The sequence below is a fragment of the Vescimonas coprocola genome, from assembly GCF_018408575.1.
Taxonomy (GTDB): Bacteria; Bacillota; Clostridia; order Oscillospirales; family Oscillospiraceae; genus Vescimonas; species Vescimonas coprocola.
Genome location: NZ_AP023418.1, coordinates 1926632 through 1945754, shown reverse-complemented (window position 1 = coordinate 1945754; position 19123 = coordinate 1926632). Strand labels below are relative to the sequence as shown.

The 19123-nt window shown below is 62.7% G+C and carries 19 protein-coding genes; 5 read left to right on the top strand and 14 right to left on the bottom strand.

From position 1 onward, the window contains the following. The first annotated feature begins 28 nt into the window (after positions 1-28). The 3 genes from KJS28_RS09645 to KJS28_RS09635 all read left to right on the top strand — a co-directional run bounded on the left by KJS28_RS09645 (position 29) and on the right by KJS28_RS09635 (position 2848). Positions 29-901, top strand: a complete 873-nt coding sequence (locus KJS28_RS09645; RefSeq protein WP_213540733.1) for a DUF2156 domain-containing protein — start codon at positions 29-31, stop codon at positions 899-901. 95 nt (positions 902-996) lie between these two features. After that, entirely contained in the window at positions 997-1773 is a 777-nt protein-coding gene (gene udp / locus KJS28_RS09640) for a uridine phosphorylase (RefSeq protein WP_213540732.1), read from the top strand. Between the two features lie 55 nt (positions 1774-1828). Then, complete coding sequence (locus KJS28_RS09635; protein ID WP_213540731.1) at positions 1829-2848, top strand: DUF3592 domain-containing protein; 1020 nt, start codon at positions 1829-1831, stop codon at positions 2846-2848. Between the two features lie 161 nt (positions 2849-3009). Here the strand turns inward: KJS28_RS09635 and KJS28_RS09630 are convergent, their stop codons facing one another. The 12 genes from KJS28_RS09630 to KJS28_RS09580 all read right to left on the bottom strand — a co-directional run bounded on the left by KJS28_RS09630 (position 3010) and on the right by KJS28_RS09580 (position 15619). Further along, positions 3010-3894 (bottom strand): HAD family hydrolase, encoded by an 885-nt coding sequence (locus tag KJS28_RS09630; protein WP_213540730.1) that lies wholly within the window; start codon positions 3892-3894, stop codon positions 3010-3012. 72 nt (positions 3895-3966) lie between these two features. Next, a complete protein-coding gene (locus tag KJS28_RS09625; RefSeq protein ID WP_213540729.1) occupies positions 3967-4668 on the bottom strand; it encodes a DivIVA domain-containing protein in 702 nt (233 codons plus the stop codon). 35 nt (positions 4669-4703) lie between these two features. Next, the gene (locus tag KJS28_RS09620) at positions 4704-5168 is read right to left on the bottom strand and encodes a cell division protein SepF (RefSeq protein WP_213540728.1); all 465 of its coding nucleotides are present in this window, start codon (positions 5166-5168) and stop codon (positions 4704-4706) included. 20 nt (positions 5169-5188) lie between these two features. Further along, positions 5189-5884, bottom strand: coding sequence for a YggS family pyridoxal phosphate-dependent enzyme (locus tag KJS28_RS09615; RefSeq protein WP_213540727.1), 696 nt, complete (start codon positions 5882-5884; stop codon positions 5189-5191). A 75-nt stretch (positions 5885-5959) separates the two neighbouring features. Further along, positions 5960-7171 (bottom strand): biotin/lipoyl attachment domain-containing protein, encoded by a 1212-nt coding sequence (locus tag KJS28_RS09610; protein ID WP_213540726.1) that lies wholly within the window; start codon positions 7169-7171, stop codon positions 5960-5962. A gap of 30 nt (positions 7172-7201) precedes the next feature. Then, positions 7202-7447, bottom strand: coding sequence for an RNA chaperone Hfq (hfq, locus tag KJS28_RS09605; protein WP_213540725.1), 246 nt, complete (start codon positions 7445-7447; stop codon positions 7202-7204). Positions 7448-7499: 52 nt separating this feature from the next. Then, entirely contained in the window at positions 7500-8444 is a 945-nt protein-coding gene (gene miaA, locus KJS28_RS09600) for a tRNA (adenosine(37)-N6)-dimethylallyltransferase MiaA (protein ID WP_213540724.1), read from the bottom strand. A gap of 96 nt (positions 8445-8540) precedes the next feature. Then, on the bottom strand, positions 8541-9956 hold the full coding sequence (gene mutL / locus KJS28_RS09595; protein ID WP_267873540.1) for a DNA mismatch repair endonuclease MutL: 1416 nt from the start codon (positions 9954-9956) through the stop codon (positions 8541-8543). Continuing rightward, positions 9938-10477 carry a DNA mismatch repair endonuclease MutL gene (mutL, locus tag KJS28_RS12660; RefSeq protein ID WP_267873539.1) on the bottom strand — a complete coding sequence of 180 codons (540 nt, stop codon included), beginning with the start codon at positions 10475-10477 and terminating at the stop codon, positions 9938-9940. Before mutL (KJS28_RS12660) ends, mutL (KJS28_RS09595) begins: the two co-directional genes overlap by 19 nt. Positions 10478-10521: 44 nt before the next feature. Then, positions 10522-13125 (bottom strand): DNA mismatch repair protein MutS, encoded by a 2604-nt coding sequence (mutS, locus tag KJS28_RS09590; RefSeq protein WP_213540723.1) that lies wholly within the window; start codon positions 13123-13125, stop codon positions 10522-10524. 129 nt (positions 13126-13254) lie between these two features. Beyond that, complete coding sequence (miaB, locus tag KJS28_RS09585) at positions 13255-14667, bottom strand: tRNA (N6-isopentenyl adenosine(37)-C2)-methylthiotransferase MiaB (protein ID WP_213540722.1); 1413 nt, start codon at positions 14665-14667, stop codon at positions 13255-13257. A gap of 277 nt (positions 14668-14944) precedes the next feature. Next, positions 14945-15619, bottom strand: a complete 675-nt coding sequence (locus KJS28_RS09580; protein ID WP_213540721.1) for a hypothetical protein — start codon at positions 15617-15619, stop codon at positions 14945-14947. A 212-nt stretch (positions 15620-15831) separates the two neighbouring features. Here KJS28_RS09580 and lspA point away from each other — a divergent pair, with 212 nt between their 5' ends. Together lspA and KJS28_RS09570 are read left to right on the top strand one after the other, a co-directional pair. Then, positions 15832-16347 (top strand): signal peptidase II, encoded by a 516-nt coding sequence (gene lspA, locus KJS28_RS09575; RefSeq protein ID WP_267873538.1) that lies wholly within the window; start codon positions 15832-15834, stop codon positions 16345-16347. Beyond that, complete coding sequence (locus KJS28_RS09570) at positions 16319-17236, top strand: RluA family pseudouridine synthase (protein ID WP_213540719.1); 918 nt, start codon at positions 16319-16321, stop codon at positions 17234-17236. Before lspA ends, KJS28_RS09570 begins: the two co-directional genes overlap by 29 nt. 197 nt (positions 17237-17433) lie before the next feature. Here the strand turns inward: KJS28_RS09570 and KJS28_RS09565 are convergent, their stop codons facing one another. Further along, entirely contained in the window at positions 17434-18228 is a 795-nt protein-coding gene (locus tag KJS28_RS09565; RefSeq protein WP_213540718.1) for an ABC transporter ATP-binding protein, read from the bottom strand. Next, entirely contained in the window at positions 18221-19123 is a 903-nt protein-coding gene (locus tag KJS28_RS09560) for an ABC transporter permease (RefSeq protein WP_407701748.1), read from the bottom strand. Before KJS28_RS09560 ends, KJS28_RS09565 begins: the two co-directional genes overlap by 8 nt.

The following is a 19123-nucleotide window of genomic DNA, read 5'->3' as shown; positions in this document are numbered from 1 at the left end:
GGAGAGGTCAGAAAGCGAGTGATACCATATGCCTTTTCAGAAAATGACCATCGATGATATCCCGGTGATCGCCCCATATTTCCGCTTCGTCACCACCAACACCTGCGATTTCACCGTGGGCGGGATGTTCATGTGGCGGGACTACTTCCACATGGCGTGGCAGGTGAAGGACGGCGTGCTGTACTCCACCCTCACCGGTGAGGACGGAAATCTCTACTACAACCTGCCATTGGGGGAGGACATCCCCGCCGGACTGCGGCAGTGTCTGGCCCGCCACCCGGAGCGGCCGGTGCGGTTCTGCACCATCCCGGAGGCGGATCTGCCCCTGTTCCGGGAGCTGCCGGGCCGGGTGGAGATCACGGAGGAGGAGAATTTTGCCGACTATCTGTACTCCGCTGAGGAGATGATCCAGCTGTCCGGCAAGAAGTTCAGCGGCCAGCGCAACCACATCAGCCGTTTCCTCCGTACCTGCCAGAGCTGGAGCTTCGAGCCGCTGGACAGCACCGACGCAGCGGAGGTGGAGGCCTTTTTTCACACCCTGAACAAGAAGCTCAACTACGCCCCCGGAGAGGCGGCGGAGGAAAACCACAAGGTGCAGGAGGTGCTGGAGCATCTGGATCAGTACGGTCTGGTGGGCGGCGTTCTCCGGGCCGACGGGGCCATCGTGGGCTTCACACTGGGGGAGGTGCTGCGGGACACCCTGTACATCCACATTGAGAAGGCGGACCGGGACTACCCCGGCGCCTATCAGATGCTGTGCCGCCAGTTCTGCACCGCCTATGCCGACGGTCTTGCGTATGTGAACCGGGAGGAGGACATGGGGGATCTGGGCCTGCGGAAGGCCAAGCGGGATCTGCACCCGGTGACGCAGCTGAAGAAGTACACCGTGGAGGTGTGGTGACTGTTCCCCTCCTACGGACAAAACGGTTGCGCCGTGCCGCAGAATGAAGTATAATCAAAGAGCATTCCATGAAAAAATGACAGGAGGCATTTCTCATGCAAAAACTGGAGAAACAATTTCACATCCACTGTGTGGAGGGCGACGTGGGCCGGTATGTGATCCTGCCCGGCGACCCCGGCCGCTGCGAAAAAATCGCCGCCCTGTTTGACAACGCACACTTCGTGGCCCAGAATCGGGAGTACACCATTTACACCGGCACCCTGCTGGGGGAGAAGGTCTCCGTCTGCTCCACCGGCATCGGCGGCCCTTCGGCCGCCATCGCCATGGAGGAGCTGCACAATATCGGCGCCGACACCTTTATCCGGGTGGGTACCTGCGGCGGCATCGATCTGGATGTCCGCTCCGGCGACGTGGTGGTGGCCACCGGCGCCATCCGCTTCGAGCATACCAGCCGGGAGTATGCGCCCATCGAGTACCCCGCCGTGGCCAACTTCGAGGTGACCACAGCGCTGGTGGAGGCGTCTCGTGCGCTGGGCAAGCGGACGCAGGTGGGCGTGGTGCAGTGCAAGGACGCCTTCTACGGTCAGCACAGCCCCGCCAGGATGCCGGTGTCCTATGAGCTGCTGAACAAGTGGGAGGCGTGGAAGCGTCTGGGCGTCAAGGCCAGCGAGATGGAGTCCGCTGCCCTGTTCGTGGTGGCGGATGCGCTGGGCTGCCGCTGCGGCTCCTGCTTCCATGTGATCTGGAATCAGGAGCGGGAGGCCGCCGGTCTGGATCAGGACATGAGCGAGGACACCACCTCCGCCGTGCAGGTGGGCGTGGAGGCCCTGAAGCGCCTTATCGCCGCCGATCGGTTCCAGAAGGAGCAGTAAGGGGACAAGGGCATAAAACTCCCTGTGGGGCTGGCGGAGCAAGGAGGGCATCGAGATGTGGAAGCAGAATCGATCATTATTCGCCTACTTCCGATTCATGGGCTATGTGATGATGATTGTGGGCATCTACCTGATCGTAAACGGGATCAAGGACTATGCAGAGCAATCCCGCCAGAAGGACTGGCTCACCACGCAGGCAACGGTCACGGATGTCTCCAGCGAGGTAGTCAGCTCTTCGCCCGGAAGGCATGGTAGCAACAGCAGTACCTACTACATTATGGCATATGAGTATGCCGTGGACGGTGAAACCTATACGGGCCGCACAGGGCGTATGTCATCGCCCCGTCTGATTGGTACTGTCATTACCGTGAAATATGACCCGGAAATGCCGGAAGAGAATACGGCGATTCTCTCTCCCAATACCCACAATCTGCTGGTCCTTTTGATTTTGGGAACGGCCATCGCAGTGGTGGGCTTTTCCCTCTCTGGGGTGCTGGAGCTACTTCGCAGCCTTCTGCGAAGGACGCACACAGAGGAGCTGAAGAAATCGGTTCCGGAGACAGACACGGGATTTGATTCAACGGCCATTGCAAAAATCCCGGCGAAGCAGTGGGTCCCCCGACTTGCGGCTTGGCTTCTTGCGTTCGTCGCCCTCGTCCTTTTCGTGAAATTCTTCCTCACGTCGGGAACTTCGGACTTGGATAAGTTCCGCAAGGCCGCAGCGGCAGCCGGCTATACTGCCGTGGACTCTACGGAGGATATCCGCCAGAGCTGGGGCGTCGGTTCCATGCTGATCCGCTCTGTTTCCGTGCATGAGGACTCTCTGCGGTTGGACTACTGCAGGCTGGATTCCGCAGATGCCTGCTACCGTTTCTATGCCGCTGCGACCCTCCCCATCACCGGTGAGGTGACGGAGAGCAATACCTTTACTGGTCAGGTCTATGCCGTGGACAGCCCCACGAATTTCGCAGCAAAGATCCGCAGTGGACAGATAATGCTCTATGTGTATACCACGCAGGAGGGCAAGGCCGATGTGCTTGCGTTTCTGGAAGCTGCGGGCTGGTGGAGCGAATAAGAGGACGAAAATCCCATATACGGGATGCCAAGGGAATAAAGAACAAGGCTGGCAGGTCAATGACCTGCCAGCCTTGTTCTTTCGGCGTTGATGGATACTTGCAGCGCCCGATGGCACCTCGTTATACACGCAGAGAATTTTCCGCATTGGAAAGGGGCCTCTTACGTCTCCTCGAAGAGACTGGCCTGATAGGGCAGGGGGGAGCGCCCGATCTGACGGAACTGGGCGGCGTTTTCCTCCGCCAGAGTATCGCAGATGGCCATTTTCCGGATGATATTTTTCACGGTGCTGTCCAGCGTCGTCCCCTCCCGATAGTCGGCGGGGAAGATGAAGTCCACCCGGCCCTTGCTCAGCAGATCCTCCACCCCCTGACGGTTCTCCTCCTGATACACGGCGATGGCCTGCCCGCCGTAGGCCCGCATCATCTTCATGCACGGCACGTCCGACAGGCCGTCCCCCACATAGATCATGTTGGTGAAGGGGATGCGCTTGCTGTCGTCGGGCATGGAGTCGTTGAGGGTCTTGTCGTCGGACACATCCAGCACACCCTTATTGATACGGTAGACGAACTGGGTCTTGTTGGTGAAATTCACGTCCAGCTTGGGCCAGCAGGCCAGCCCCTCCTCGTTGTAGAAGAACTCGCAGGCGTAGATCTCCCGGAACTCATGGGCGATGCCGCTGCCCTCGATGATCTCCCGCAGACCGGAGGAGATGACGTAGTGCTCGATCTCCACCCCCAGCTGCTGGCCGAAGGCGTTGATGCGGCGGAACCACTCCCGCACGCCGGGAAAGAGTACCATGTCCCGGCCGCAGCGCACCAGAAAGTCCCGCTCCAGCCGCCGGTTCTGCTCCCGGCACTCATGGATCATGGTGTACATATAGGCCAGCAGGCCATCCATGTGGTTATCCCGGCCAAAGCCGTTGGCCTTCTGCCAGAACTGGGCCGGGGTATACCCCAGCTCCGGGATGAAGGTGTAATTCTCCATGTCCGTGGTACACAGGGTCTTGTCAAAATCGTACAACAGGGCGATGATGGGGCGGGCCATAGTGTCACTCCTTTGATGGGTTGGATAGCAGATAGCAAGCAGGGGCGGCTCACAGGAGCCGCCCCACGGTATTTAGTGTTCGCTGTTATAGTTGCGCCCGAACTTCAGGTCGTCTAAATTGAAGTCCGCCGAGAAGGGGGACTCCGTCTTGGCGGGCTCCTCCGCCGGGGCCTCCTGCGGGGTGGGTTCTTCTGCCGGAGCCTCGGCTTCCTCTGCGGGAGCCTCCTCCACCGGTGCGGCGGGCTCCTCCGCAGCGTCTGCCACGGGGACACGGCCCTCCTCCGGGGCGGGCAGGGTCACAGGCTGGCCCTCCTCCACCTCTGCCTCCGGCAGAGAGCGCAGGAAGCTCACCTGCTGGGCGCAGAGGTCTGCGCTGCGGCGCAGGAAATCGGACAGGCTGGCCTGGGCCATGGTCAGCTTGTGCTGGGCCTGCGCCACCTGCTGCTCCAGCTGGGCCACCTGCCGGTTGGCCTCCTCCTGAGCGTCCGAGAGCATCTTGTCCCGCTGGGCCTGTGCGTCGGAGACCATCTGGGCCGCCATCCGCTGGGCCGACAGCAGGGTGGAGCGCATGGCGTCCTCGGTGGCCCGATACTCCTCCACCTTCTCCGCCAGCACCTTCAGCTTGGCCTTCAGGGCGGCGTTGTCCTTATACAGGGCGGTATAATCCTCCGTCAGCGCATCCAGAAACTCGTCCACGGCGGCCATGCCGTAGCCATTGTTGAAGCCGGATGCCTTGGGGAACGTCTTTTCGGAAACTTCCTGCGGTGTAAACATGATCTATCCCTCCGATTTACATCTCTATCCGGCCCTTACAGGTACAGGCCGTTGTTCTCCAGCTCGTCGATCAGGTCGCCCATGAGATCCACGGAATAGGGCGTGATGATATAGGTATTGGTGGAGACCTTCTTGATCTTCCCGTCACCGGCGTAGGCCACGCCGGAGAGGAAATCCACCAGCCGCCGGGCCACATCCTTGTTGGTACCCTCCAGATTCAGCACCACCGTGCGCTTTTCCCGCAGATGGTCAGCGATCTCCGAGGCGTTTTCAAAGCGCTCCGGCTTTACCAGCACCACCTTCAGCTGGGTGGTGGCGTGGATGTTCACCACCTTGTTGCGCCGCTCCTCCGCAGGGACCTCCTTGCGGCGGGAGGACTCACGGGGTTCACGGGGCTCGAAGTAGGTCGGCTCGCTGTCACGGCCCACATCCTCCTCGTAATCGTCATCCTCATCGTCATAGGGATGAATGATCTTCTTAAATTCGTCCATCAGGCTCATGGAAAGACCCTCCTGTTTCTTTATTTGGTATAATCCCTGGCACCGAAAATAGCAGTCCCCACCCGGACCATATTGCTGCCGGCCCGGATGGCATCGGCAAAGTCGCCGCTCATGCCCATGGAGATGTATTCTAATTTATTATCGTATATTTTCCCGTTTATGTCAACATAAAGACGGTGCATTTTCTCGAAATATACCAGATTGCCGTGGGGGACCGTCTCCACCGGCGGGATGGTCATCAGTCCCCGGACCCGGACATGGGGCAGCTCACGGGCCAGAACGGCCGCCGCCTCCGTCTCCTCCGGGGCAAAGCCGCTCTTGGCCTCCTCGCCGCCGATGTTCACCTCCAGCAGGATATCCTGCACCAGCTGCTGCCGGGCAGCCTCCTTCTCCACCTCCCGCAGCAGGGCCTCGGAGCCGATGGATTGGATGAGAGCGGCCTTGCCCACCACCTGCCGCACCTTGTTGCGCTGCAGATGGCCGATGAAGTGCAGGGGCGCTCCGTCATAGGCGTTCTGAGCCAGCTTGGCGGTCATCTCCTGCACCCGGTTCTCCCCCAGAGCGTTCACTCCGGCGGCGATGGCCTCCTGACAGGCGGCGGCGTCGTTCATCTTGCTGGCGCCCACCAGAAAAATGTCCCGCTCGCTGCGGCCGCTTTCTCGGGCGGCCTCCGCCATCTCCCGCCGCACGGCGGCAATGTGTTCCGTAATGGTCATACAGATCTTTCCTTTCCCGATGGAATCTATTTATGTGGCTGCACTTATTGGCCGATGGCATCTGCTGGGCGGCTGCTACTGCACGATCTGTCCGCCGGAGAGCTTACTGGAGGTGACGATGACCTCGTCCCCCGGCCGCAGGACGGAAACGTCCTGACTCGGGCTGGCGGCCTGCACCAGACTGTATCCGTCGCCCCGATAGACCATGGACACCGGCTTGAAGCTGGCCACCTTGCCCACCACGCAGTAGACCCCCAGATGGTTGTCCTCGCTCATCCGCAGGGCGTTGGTGGGGATCCGCAGTCCCTCATAGGACCGCAGCACCAGCTGAGCCGCCTGATGGCGCAGCTGGGTGGTCTGGGCCAGATACTCCCGGCAGGTCAGCACCACCGCCTGCTTGCCGTCCTCGGCGGCACTGAGATAGGTGACCTGGGCGTCGATATCCTGCTGAGCACCCTTGGAAAACCGCAGGGTCAGCCAGTCACCCTTCTCCAGCTGCTGGGCCTGCTCCGCAGTGATCACGGCGGTGTAGTACCACTTCTCCCCGATGATGAGCTTTCCCAGAGAGCTGCCGCCGGTCTGGCCGGAGGGCAGTCCCTCCAGCTGGGAGGGGGTCACGGACTGCAAAAAATCCGGCGTCAGCAGGGATTCATAGCCGTCGCAGGCGGCGGAATAGGTGCCGGAGTGCTCTGCCGTCACCGTCCGGGCCCCGGAGAGGGAGCTTCGCAGAGCGGACAGCTCTCCTTGCACCGTGGCGATGTCCGCCTCGATCTCCTCGCCGGAGGAGTAGGTGTGGCTGCGCTTGAGGATGGCGGCCTTCAGCTGGGCCGTCTGGTCCGCCGCATCGCCGTAGTCACCGCCGGAGAGGGAACGGCGGATGTTCAGCAGGTTCTCGGTGATGGAGCCGTCCAGCTTCAGGGTGGCGTCGGGGTTCAGATAGGAGGACAGGGCGAATTGCAGCTGCTGCAGCTGCAGTTCCTTGGCCTCGATCTGCTGCACGGTGTCCAGCGCATCGCTGCCGCTGTATACCGTGGCCACCGTCTGGCCCTTGCCCACCCGTTCGCCCTCGCTGACCTCATGGCGCACGGTGCCGCTTTCACCGGAGAGGACCTCCTCGTCCCGGACCAGCCAGCCGCTGACGTCGATGGTGTCCTCGGCGGAGCTCTGATAGACCAGCGTGGTGGTGAAGGGGTCCGTCAGGGCAAAATAGCCCTGTGCGGCGAAGTACAGCGCAATGGCCGCCAGCAGGGCGATGCTGAGAAAGCGGAAAACACGGGTGTTGTTCATGGCTCCTCCTTGGTGGAATGTTGGGACGCCTCACTCGTTCGACGGCAAGCAGGGCTCCTCCTGCAGCGAGACGGGGTGAATGGGAACGATGGTGGAAATAGCGTGCTTATAGATGATCTGCTGCTTGCCGTCGGTGTCCAGCACCACGGTGAAGCAGTCAAAGCCCGTCACCACGCCCCGCAGTTGAAAGCCGTTCATCAGAAAGATGGTCAGGGGAATACTCTGCTTGCGGGCCTTAGTGAGGAAAATTTCCTGAAGGTTGTTGCTCTTTTGCATATCGTCTGCTCCTTTTCTCTGTTGGCGGACGATGTGCCGTCCGCTCTTGGGCTTATCGTAAGCCAAGAGCGGTGAGATATTCTGTCGCATTTTGCAGGCCCTGGGGAAAATTCGGCTCCTCTCCCCACAGGATCCAGTGAATGTCCGGGTTGCGCCGCAGCCATGTCAGCTGCCGCTTGGCGTACTGCCGGGAGCGGAGTTTGACCTCCTCGATGGCCTCGGTTACGGTGCAGCGGCCGTCTGCCGCCGCCAGAAACTGCTTGTAGCCGATGGCCTGCCACGCCGTAGCGGTGGGAGGCAGCCCCGCTGCCAGCAGGGCCTGCACCTCCTCCAGCAGCCCCTGCCGCACCATCTCATCCACCCGCAGGTCGATGCGGCGGCGCAGCTGCGCCCGATCCTGAAAGCTCAGGCCGATGTAAGCGGCCTGATAGCGGGGCGGCTGCTGCCGGGTGCGACGGTCGTGCTGGGTGATGGTCTCGCCGGTCTCATACCACACCTCCAGCGCCCGGAGGATGCGTTTTTCGTCGCTGGGATGGAGCCTTGCGGCGCTGCCCGGGTCGATGGCCCGCAATTCCGCCAGCAGCGGGCCGACGCCCTCCTGCTCCAGCCGCTGCTGCAAACGCTGCCGGGTCTCGCCGTCGGCGCTTCCGGCGGCAAAGTCCGTGCCACGGATCAGGGACTCCAGATACAGTCCCGTGCCGCCCACCAGAATAGGGCGGCGGCCCCGGCGGAGGATATCCTGCACACAGATATCGGCCTCCGATACGAACCGGGCCACGGACCAGCTCTCGGCGGGATCGGCCACGCCCACCATGTGGTGGGGGATGCCCTCCATCTCCTCCGGAGTGGGGGCGGCGGTGCCGATGGCCATGCCCCGATAGATCTGCATGGAGTCCACGGACACCACCTCGCCGCCGAAGCGGTGGGCCAGCGCCACGCCCATTTTCGTTTTTCCCGTGGCGGTGGGACCCACCACGCAGATGATCTGTGGGATCATAGGGAGACTCCTTTCCCGATGGTTCTTTCTTTTTTGCCGCCGGCGGGCGCTTTCCCGGCTGCTGAGGAAAGTGGGTCGCCGGAGGCAAAGAAGCACTTACGCCCTTTTGAACATCTTCTCCATTTCGTACTTACTGAGCTTTACCGCCACCGGGCGGCCATGGGGGCAGTAGCGGATCTCACCGCTCTGCACCTTATCCGCCAGCGCCTGAAGCTCCGAGGGATCGGACCACATCCCCGCCTTGATGGCGGATTTGCAGGCCATGGTCTGGAGCAGACTGTCCCGTGCGGCGGTGGGATCGGCCCGGTTCAGCCGCAGATCCTCTGCCAGCTCCTCCAGAGCGGCGGGGACATCCCCCACCTCCAGATCCGACGGCACCTGCCGCACCAGCACCGTGCCGTCTCCGAAGTCCTCGCACACAAAGCCGAATTCCTCCAGCAGCGGCAGCTGCTCCAGCAGGGAGGCGGCATCCTCCGCCGACAGCTCCACCGCCAGCGGCGACAGAAGCTGCTGGGACATCACCGGCTGGGTATGATTTTTCAGGGCATCGAACCGCACCCGCTCATGGGCGGCGTGCTTGTCGATGAGCCATACATTCTCCTGGTCGTCCTCGCAGATGATGTACGTCCGCAGTACCTCGCCGACCACCCGCCATGGGGTCTGGCACACCGGCTCCACCGTCTGCTGTGCTGCACTTTGCGGGACGGCTTTCTCCTCTGCGGGGGACGGAACGCTCGTCTCCTGCACCGGCTCCGCCGGGACGGGAACGGTCTCCTCCGGCACGGATGCCGCCGGGGCCGATGGTTCCTTCTGCACGGCGGGGGGCGTGATGCGATAGCTGACGCCGGAGGAGGTGACGGTGAAGCTCTCCCCCCTTCGGGGGGCCACGTCGTGGACCTCCAGCGGCTGGGAGGCCGGTGCGGCGGGCCGGACGGTGTAGGAGCCCAGAGGCTTCTTCTCCTCCGGCTGCGGCGCCCGCTCCCGGTACTGCTGCACCGTCATGGTCTGGTAAAAGGACTCCTGCCGGGGCTTTTGGGGCTGCGGAGTCGGTGTATTCAGGGCGTCCAGCACCGTGTAATACACGGCGTTGAAGGCCTCCTTGTCGTTGACGAATTTCACCACCGTCTTGGCGGGGTGGACATTGACATCCAACCGGTCGGCGGGCATGGTGAGCCGCAGCACGCAGCCGGGGAACTTTCCCTTCAGCAGTTGGTTGCGGTAGGCCTCCTCCAGCGCCGCTGTCAGCAGTTGGCTCTTGATGAACCGGCCGTTGACGAAGAACAGCTGGCGGCCACGGGTGCCGTGGCCGTTGAGGGGCTTGGTGACAAATCCCTCCACGGAGATATCGCCGCTGCATCCGCTGATGGGCAGCAGTCCCATGGCGAAATCCCGCCCCATGGCGGCGTATACCGCCGACTGCAGATCTCCGTCGCCGGGGGTGTGCAGCAGTTCCATACCATCCCGGATGAGCTTGAAGGAGATCTCCGGGTGGCTCAGGGCCAGATGCTGCACGATACCGCTGACGGCGGCCCCTCGGCAGAATCCTTCTTCATAAATTTCATTCGGGCGGGGGTGTTGTAAAACAGGTCCCGGACGCAGATGGTGGTACCATCCGGGCAGCCCACCTCCTCCACCTGACCGGGGACGCCCCCCTCCAGATGCAGGGAGGCCCCCGTCTCCGCCCCCGTCCGCCGGGAGAAGATATCCACCCGTGACACGGCGGAGATGGCGGCCAGCGCCTCGCCCCGGAAGCCCAGCGTACCGATGGCGGCCAGATCTGCCGCCGTCCGCAGCTTGCTGGTGGCATGGCGCAGGAAGGCCGTGGGCAGCTGCTCGGCGTCGATGCCGCAGCCGTTGTCAGCGATCCGCAGATAGGTCAGTCCGCCGTGCTGGATCTCCACCACAATGGCAGAGGCCCCAGCGTCGATGGCGTTCTCCAGCAGCTCCTTGGCCACGCTGGCGGGCCGCTCCACCACCTCGCCGGCGGCGATGAGGTCCGCCACGTGGCTGGGCAGGCATTGAATATCAGGCATAGAGCGCTCCTTTCACAGAGGTTCGTGGACGGGATAAACTCCCGTCAGTTCAGCTTCTTTTTCAGCTCGTACAGCAGATTCAGAGCCTCCAGCGGGCTGAGGGTATCCACCTGCGCCCGGCGCAGCTGGTCGATGACCTCCCCCTCCGACAGGGCCGTCAGGGATACCTGATCCTCCTGTGCCTGCACCGCCGGGGCGGGTCGTCCGGCTTCTTCCTCCAGTTGGCGGAGGATCTTCTTGGCTCGATTGACTACCGTGGACGGCAGGCCCGCCAGACGAGCCACCTCGATGCCGTAGCTGCGGTCTGCGCCGCCGGGGATGATCTTCCGTAGGAAGATGATATCCTCCCCACGGGTCTTGACGGCGATGTTATAGTTCTTCACGCCGGGGAGGGTCCCCTCCATGGCGGTCAGCTCGTGATAGTGGGTGGCGAACAGGGTCTTGGCCCCCAGCTTTTTGGGGTCGGCGCAGTATTCCAGCACCGCCCGTGCGATGCTCATGCCGTCAAAGGTAGAGGTGCCCCGCCCAATTTCATCTAAGATCAAAAGACTTCGGGAGGTGGCGCAGCGGAGGATATCGCTGACCTCCGTCATCTCCACCATAAAGGTGGACTGCCCCGCCGACAGGTCGTCGGAGGCGCCGATGCGGGTGAAAATGCGGTCCACGATGCCGATGCGGGCGGCCTTGGCCGGCACGAAGGAGCCGATCTGAGCCATGAGCACCATCAGGGCCGCCTGCCGCATATAGGTGGACTTACCCGCCATGTTGGGGCCGGTGATGATGGCGGCCCGGTTCTCTTTCTCCCCCATGTAGGTGTCGTTGGGGACGAACATGGCGTCGGGGCGCATACACTCCACTACCGGGTGGCGGCCGTCGTGAATTTCAATGACCCCGGACTCATCTACCACCGGGCAGCAGTAGTTGTTCTTCACCGCCACCGCCGCCAGCGAGCACAGGCAGTCCAGCTCCGCCACTACGGCGGCGGCCCCCTGTACCCGGGTCACGGCGTCGCACAGGGTCTGGCGCAGCCGGGTGAACAGCTCATATTCCAGCGCCGCATCCCGGTCGGAGGCAGAGAGAATATCGTGCTCCAGATCCTTCAGCTCCTGTGTGATGTAGCGCTCGCCGTTGACCAGCGTCTGCTTGCGGATGTATGTCTCCGGCACCAGCTCCTTAAAGGAGTTGGAGACCTCGATGTAGTAGCCGAATACCTTGTTATAGCCGATCTTCAGGGTGCGGATGCCGGTCTTTTCCTTCTCGGCAGCCTCCATGGAGGCGATGATGCCCTTGCCGCCGTGGAGGATGCCCCGCAGCCGGTCCACTTCCGGGTCAAAGCCGTCCCGGATGAACTCACCCTCCCGCACGGAGAAGGGGGGATCGTCCTGCAAAGTCCTGCCGATGACCTCCGCCAGATCCTCCAGCGGGTCCAGCCGTGCGCCCAGCTCCCGCAGGTGTCCGCCCTCGAAGGCGGCCAGCTGCTGCCGGATGGCAGGCAGATGATCCATGGCGTTTTTCAGGGACACCATGTCCCGGCCTCCGGCACTGCCGTAGACGATGCGGCCCATGAGCCGCTCCATGTCCCCGATGCCGGTGAGGGCCAGGATCAGCTCCTCCCGCTGCACGGTGTGCTTCACCAGCGCCGCCACGGCGTCGTTGCGCCGTGCGATGGCGGAGACGGACAGCAGGGGCCGCTCCAGCCAGCTTCGCAGCAGCCGTGCGCCCATGGCGGTCTTGGTCTTGTCCAGCACCCACAGAAGGCTGCCCTTTTTCTCCTTGCCCCGCAGAGTTTCCGTCAGCTCCAGATTCCGCCGGGCCGTCAGATCCAGCTCCATGAACTGTCCCTGCCGGTAGTAGTCCAGCCGGTCTACATGGTTCAGGTCCGTTTTCTGGGTATCGTGCAGATAGTCCAGCAGAGCACCCAGCGCCAGCATAGCCGCCGGATTGTCACGGGGCAGCCGCTGGGCGGCATCGTCCCCGAACTGCTGGCGGATGCGCTTTTCGGCGGCGGGCAGCTGGAATCGCCCGGCGGGCAGGCGCTCCACGTGGCACCGGAGCTTGTCCTCCAGCAGCGCCCGCAGGGCCGTATCCTCGGCGGCGCCGGGATTCAGCACCGCCTCCGCCGGGGCGAAGCGCCCCAGCTCATTTTGCAGGTGGGCCTCCCGATCCGGCCCGGAGAAGGCCGTCACATGGGTCTGCCCCGTGGAGATATCGCACACGCTGAACCCGGCGTAGTCGCCGTCCAGATAGATTCCGGCGCAGAAGTTGCTGCGCCCCTCCTCCAGACAGGCGGAGTCGATGACGGTACCCGGCGTCACAATGCGGACGATGTCCCGCTCCACCAGCCCCTTGGCGGCGGCAGGATCCTCCGTCTGCTCGCAGATGGCCACCTTGTAGCCCTTGGCGATGAGCCGGGCGATGTAGGCGTCGGAGGCGTGGTACGGGATGCCGCACATGGGGATCTTCTCCTCGAAGGACTTGTTCTTGTCCTTATCCCGTGTGGTAAGGGTCAGATCCAGCTCACGGGACGCCTTCCGGGCGTCGTCCCCGAACATCTCGTAAAAATCCCCCAGCCGAAAGAACAGGATGGAGTCCTTGTTTTGCTCCTTGATTTCCATATATTGGCGCATCATGGGCGTCATTTCTGCCATACCCTCATACCTCTTTCTGCCAGAAATAAGTGAAAGCGATCGAATTTGGTGGAAAAACCTGTTGAAAAGTGCAAAACACCGGGCTGACAGGTGGAAAACTCTTCCACCAGCCCATTTACTGAGGGAGGGTCATACCATCTCCCCGAACAGCGCCCAGGTGTTGCTGTCGGTGATGCGTACCTGCCGGTACTGGCCCAGAGCGTCCTCGTCGCCCACCAGATGTACCAGCCGTCCTCCCGCCGTCCGGGCGGATAGGGGCCAGCGCGCGTCGTCGGTGCGGCCGTCCACCAGCACACGCAGGGTCTGGCCCACATATCGGGCGTGGAGCCGGGCGGAGATATCGTTCTGCACGGCGCAGAGAGTGTCGAACCACTTCTGCTTCTCGCTGCGGGGGACGGGATCGTCCATTTTGGCCGCCGGCGTACCGGGCCGGGGAGAGAAGATGAAGGTGAACAGGGCGTCGAATTCCACCTGCCGCACCAGCTCCACCGTCTCCATAGCCTCCGCCTCCGTCTCGCCGGGGAAGCCGATGATGACATCCGAGGTCAGCACCAGATCGGGCATGACCTTCCGGGCATAGGTGATGAGCTCCAGATACTTGGCCCGGTCATAGGGCCGGTTCATGGCCCGCAGCACCCGGTCGCAGCCGGACTGCACCGGCAGGTGCAGCTGGTGGGCCACGTGCCTGCTCCGGGCCATGGTGTCAAACAGCTTGGGGGTGGCGTCCTTGGGCTGGGAGGACATGAACCGGATCAGATAGTCCCCCTCGATTTTGTCCAGCTCCCGCAGGAGGTCGGCAAAGTCCCACGGCGTCTCCAGATCCTTGCCGTAGGAGTTGACGTTCTGCCCCAGCAGAGTGATTTCCTTATACCCCTCGGCGGCCAGCTGCCGCACGTCATCGATGATGCACTGGGGCTCACGGCTGCGCTCCCGGCCCCGGACGTAGGGGACGATGCAGTATGAGCAGAAGTTGTTGCACCCGTACATGATGGACACCCAAGCCCGGACATTGCCTTCCCGCACCACGGGCATCCCCTCGGCGATGGTGCCGTGTTCATCCTCCACGGAGAACACACGCCCCCGCCGGGTATAGACCCGGTACAGAAGCTCCGGGAACTTCCACAGCGCCTGCGGCCCGAACACCAGATCCACGTGGCGATAGCTCTGGCGCACCTTCTCCGCCACCTCCGGCCGCTGGGCCATGCATCCGCACAGGCAGATGACCTGCTCCGGGTTCTGCTTTTTCGTGTGGGTCAACGCCCCCAGATTGCCGTAGACCCGCTTTTCGGCGTGATCCCGGATGGCGCAGGTATTCAGCACCACGATATCCGCCTGAGCGGCGTCGTCGGTGAACTGGCAGCCCATGTCCCGCAGCATACCCAGAATGTGCTGGCTGTCGGCCACATTCTGCTGGCAGCCGAAGGTGTCCACCAGCGCATAGACGGGCTTGCCCCGCTGCTGATGGAGGGCCGCCAGCTGGCGGGTATACTCCCGCTGCCGCTCCAGCTGCGCTTCGTCCAGAAGAACTGTTTTTCTATCCAATGGGTACCTCCCCGCCCCGGTGGGATATCGGGGCGCTATCTTCCATATTTATCACGTTAGTATACCATATTTCTCCCCCCGGCACAAGAAATCCCGACGAAAAAATCCAAAAAACTGCCGCTCCTTGCAGAGGGCGGAGATCCTGTTTTACTGCGAGGCCGGGGAGCAGAAAAAATAAACGGAGCCGGGGAATAGCAAAAATAACGGAAGCAGCCGGACGGGAACCCGTCCAGCTGCTTCCGCCTATGAGAGAATGAGAGGGAAGAGTAAGACCTTTTTATGCGCTGCGGCCCGGCACGTTGGATACGAACACCCACCGGCCATCCAGCTGCCGCAGGGTCACGGTGCCGCCGTCATACTGCAATACCGTCAGCCCGTCCGCCGTGTGCCATCCGGAGAGGATGCGGCAGTAGGCAGCCTCCGCCTCGCTGCCCACCCGGTAGTAGGCATTGTATTCCGAGAGGTAGCGCAGGCTGTCCAGCCCCACGCCCTGGGTGTCGGACAGGGCCAGCCCCGTGTAGCGCAGCATCAGCTCCTGCGCCTGCTCCAGCGGGATGCGGACCACGCTGTCCGTCCCCCCGGCGGCGATCATGTCCCGCTCCTGAGAGGTGACGTTCCAGCCGCCCTCCGGCCCGCAGGCCAGCACCGCCGCCAGATCCATATCCTCCGGCCGGGCATAGGCGCAGCTCAGAAACCGGTTGGGGCCCCAGCCGGGGACCACGTTGAAGAAGCACCGGCCGAACCAGTTCAGCTCCTCCGCCGTCAGCGGTGTGGTGCCATCGGGGGAGGAAACGGGAACCACCTCCGCCTCCGAAGGGGTGGGCTGCGCCGGAGTGATGACCGTGACAGGCTCCGGCGTTTTGGGAGCAGGTGCGGGAGAGGTTCTCCGTCCGCAGGCACACAGGCCCGCCAGCATCATCAGTCCCAGCAGGATCGCACAAAGCCTTTTCATGGCAGCTCCTTTCTTCCGGATGCACATTGGTTTGCTTTACGATTTTATCATACCGAATTTTCTGGACAGATTCATCACGAAATGATGAAAAACATTTACAAACCGGTGACAGTGCGGTTAAAAATCAGTGGCATCTCCTGCATAGTGTTTACAAGTCGGCGGTTGCAAACCCGCCGCCGATAGGGTACAATAAACCCATAGCCAAAATCCATGTGCAGAAGGAGTACATTATGTGGTATGCGATCCTTGGCGCCGTGCTGCTGGCCGGCGACCAGATACTGAAATATTGGGTGGTGACCCACTTGGCCGTGGGGGAGTCGGCGCCGTTCCTGCCGGGCTTCATGCAGCTGACCCGGCTGCATAACTACGGGGCGGCATGGTCCAGCTTCTCCGGCCGGACGGTGCTGCTGGTGGTGTTCACGGCGGTGCTGCTGGCGGTGGTGGCGCTGCTGCTCATCAAAAAGGTGGTGCGTCACTGGACGGGCGTCACCGCCTGCACCCTGATCCTGTCAGGGGGCATCGGCAACATCATCGACCGCATCGTCCACGGCTACGTGGTGGATATGTTCGACTTGCAGCTGTTCAGCTACCCGGTGTTCAATCTGGCGGACTGCTGCGTGGTGGTGGGAGCCATTCTGGGCGGGATATACTACCTGTTCCTCTACGAAAAATACGACAAGAAAAAGAAGGAGTCTGACCATGCACACGATCCGTCTGACCCCTCTTGAGGAGGATACCGGCACCCGACTGGACAGCTTCCTGTCCCGGCGGGTGGAGGGCCTGACCCGCTCCGCCGCCGCAAGGCTGCTGGCGGAGGGCTGCGTCACCTGTGATGGCGCCGTCCCCGGCAAAAGCTACCGCATCGCCGGTGGGGAGGAGCTGTGCGTGACGCTGCCGGAGGCAGAGGAGCCGGAGGCCGTCCCGCAGGATATCCCGCTGGACGTGGTCTACGAGGACGAGGACGTCATCGTGGTGAATAAGCCCGTAGGCATGGTGGTGCATCCGGCGCCGGGCCATCCGGACGGCACGCTGGTCAACGCCCTGCTGCACCACTGCGGGGACTCCCTCTCCGGTATCGGCGGCGAGAAGCGTCCCGGCATCGTCCACCGCATCGACCGGGACACCAGCGGCCTGATCATCGCCGCCAAAAACGACGCCGCCCATCTGGCACTGGCGGCCCAGCTGGCGGATCATACGCTGGCCCGTACCTATGAGTGTTTGGCGGTGGGGAACTTCCGGCAGGACAGCGGCACCGTAAACGCCCCTATCGGCCGCAGCCGCAGCGACCGCAAGAAGATGGCGGTGGTGGCCGGCGGACGTCCCGCCGTCACCCATTGGGAGGTGCTGGCCCGGTATCCCGGTGTCACCCACCTGCGCTGCCGGCTGGAGACGGGCCGTACCCACCAGATCCGGGTCCATTTGGCTTATATCGGCCATCCCATTCTGGGGGACACCGTGTACGGCAATAAGAAGCCCGTGCCGGGTCTGACGGGCCAGTGTCTCCACGCCACGGGCCTGCGCTTTCTCCATCCCCATACCGGCTGCCCAGTGGAGCTCACCTGCCCCCGGCCGGAGGAGTTTGAGCGGATGCTGGTAAAGCTGCAAAAGCGCACCTGAGAGCAAGCACGCCGGGCGAGGATGTGGCCTGACCACGCCCTCGCCCTTTCTATATTCTACACATACATTCCATATACATATACGAATATACGAAAATACCCAGCAAGGCCCCGCCTTTTCGGCGGGGCCTTGCTGGGTAATAAAGGAAGGAAGTCTCCCGGCAGTGCCGGAAGAAGTAGAGGGTGAGGAAAGCGGCTTTACGCCAGAATGGCCCGGTCGCCGGAGAACTCGTTGCCGCTGGCACGGGCGAACATCTCCAGCAGCTCCGGCACGGTGAGATCCTTCTTCTCCTGACCGGAGATATCCAGAATGATGCGCCCGGCGTGGAGCATGATAAGGCGGTTTCCGTAGCGGATGGCGTCCCGCATATTGTGGGTGATCATCAGGGTGGAGAGCTTCTCCTCCGTCACCATCCGCTCCGTCAGCTCCATGACCTTGGCGGCGGTCTTGGGGTCCAGCGCCGCCGTATGCTCGTCCAGCAGCAGCAGTTTCGGCTTACGGAGGGTGGCCATCAGCAGCGTCAGCGCCTGCCGCTGGCCGCCGGAGAGGGTGCCTACCTTGGCCGAAAGACGGGTGTCCAGCCCCAGCCCCAGCTCCTGAAGCCGCTGCCGGTACTCCTCCCGTTCCGCTTTGCGGATGCCGGGCCGCAGGGTGCGCCGCAGGCCGCGGCGGGCCGCCAAAGCCAGATTCTCCTCGATCTGCATCCCGGCGGCGGTGCCGGTCATGGGGTCCTGATACACCCGGCCTAGATACTTGGCCCGCTGATGCTCCGACAGGGAGGAGAGGTCGATCCCATCCAGAAGGATCTCCCCCGCATCCGGCAGCCACGTGCCGCAGATGGCGTTCTGCATGGTGCTCTTCCCGGCGCCGTTGCCGCCGATGACGGTGACGAAGTCCCCGTCGTTGAGGGTGAAGGACAGGTCATTAAGAGCAATTTTTTCGTCCACGGTACCGGGATTGAAGATCTTGGTCACATGGCGCATTTCAAGCATGACGGATCCCTCCTTTGACATGGTGTTTCCGGGCCAGCTGCTTCTTCACATACGGCACGCCCAAAAAGGCGGCCACCACCAGCGCCGAGAACATTTTCAGCAGATCGGTGTCGAAGCCCACGAAGATGATGACCTGATACACCAGATAGTAGATAACGGCGCCCACCAGTACGCCGGTGAGCCGGACAGCGAAGTTGGGGGAAATGTGCTTGACCACCGCCTCCCCGATGACCACTGCCGCCAGACCGATGACCACGGCGCCCCGGCCCATATTGATATCGGCATAGCCCTGATACTGGCACAGCAGCGCCCCGGACAGGGCCACCAGCCCGTTGGAGAGGGACAGCCCGATGACCTTGCTGAGATCGGTGTTGATGCCCTGCGCCCGGCTCATGACGGGGTTGCAGCCGGTGGCCCGGATGCCGCAGCCCAGCTCCGTGCCGAAGAACAGGTACAGCACCGCCACCACCAGCACGGCGGCAATGGCCAGCACCACCAGCGCACCGGGGACGTCCATCTGGCTGAGAAGGACGTGGTTGTCCCGGACGGACAGGCCCTGATTGGCCTTGCCCATGATCTTCAGGTTCACGGACCACAGGGTCATCTGGGTCAGGATGCCTGCCAGAATGGGGGGGATGCCCAGCCAGATATGCAGCAGGCCTGTCACGACCCCGGCCAGCAGGCCCGCCGCCACGGCGCACAGCACCGCCAGCCACAGGCTCCGGCCGCTCAGCAGCATCATGGTGCAGACCGCCGCACCGGTACAGATGGAGCCGTCCACCGTCAGATCGGCGATGTCCAGCAGCTTGTAGGTGATGTAAACGCCCACCGCCATTATGCCCCAGATGAGGCCTTGGGCTACGGCACCCGGCAGGGAACTCAGCAGATCGATCAT

Bases quoted from the DNA above. Each gene is read 5' to 3' on its own strand.
- KJS28_RS09645 (WP_213540733.1), top strand. From the start codon at position 29: ATGCCTTTTCAGAAAATGACCATCGATGATATCCCGGTGATCGCCCCA.
- udp (WP_213540732.1), top strand. From the start codon at position 997: ATGCAAAAACTGGAGAAACAATTTCACATCCACTGTGTGGAGGGCGAC.
- KJS28_RS09635 (WP_213540731.1), top strand. From the start codon at position 1,829: ATGTGGAAGCAGAATCGATCATTATTCGCCTACTTCCGATTCATGGGC.
- KJS28_RS09630 (WP_213540730.1), bottom strand. From the start codon at position 3,894: ATGGCCCGCCCCATCATCGCCCTGTTGTACGATTTTGACAAGACCCTG.
- KJS28_RS09625 (WP_213540729.1), bottom strand. From the start codon at position 4,668: ATGTTTACACCGCAGGAAGTTTCCGAAAAGACGTTCCCCAAGGCATCC.
- KJS28_RS09620 (WP_213540728.1), bottom strand. From the start codon at position 5,168: ATGAGCCTGATGGACGAATTTAAGAAGATCATTCATCCCTATGACGAT.
- KJS28_RS09615 (WP_213540727.1), bottom strand. From the start codon at position 5,884: ATGACCATTACGGAACACATTGCCGCCGTGCGGCGGGAGATGGCGGAG.
- KJS28_RS09610 (WP_213540726.1), bottom strand. From the start codon at position 7,171: ATGAACAACACCCGTGTTTTCCGCTTTCTCAGCATCGCCCTGCTGGCG.
- hfq (WP_213540725.1), bottom strand. From the start codon at position 7,447: ATGCAAAAGAGCAACAACCTTCAGGAAATTTTCCTCACTAAGGCCCGC.
- miaA (WP_213540724.1), bottom strand. From the start codon at position 8,444: ATGATCCCACAGATCATCTGCGTGGTGGGTCCCACCGCCACGGGAAAA.
- mutL (WP_267873539.1), bottom strand. From the start codon at position 10,477: ATGCCTGATATTCAATGCCTGCCCAGCCACGTGGCGGACCTCATCGCC.
- mutS (WP_213540723.1), bottom strand. From the start codon at position 13,125: ATGGCAGAAATGACGCCCATGATGCGCCAATATATGGAAATCAAGGAG.
- KJS28_RS09580 (WP_213540721.1), bottom strand. From the start codon at position 15,619: ATGAAAAGGCTTTGTGCGATCCTGCTGGGACTGATGATGCTGGCGGGC.
- KJS28_RS09570 (WP_213540719.1), top strand. From the start codon at position 16,319: ATGCACACGATCCGTCTGACCCCTCTTGAGGAGGATACCGGCACCCGA.
- KJS28_RS09565 (WP_213540718.1), bottom strand. From the start codon at position 18,228: ATGCTTGAAATGCGCCATGTGACCAAGATCTTCAATCCCGGTACCGTG.
- KJS28_RS09560 (WP_407701748.1), bottom strand. From the start codon at position 19,123: ATGATCGATCTGCTGAGTTCCCTGCCGGGTGCCGTAGCCCAAGGCCTC.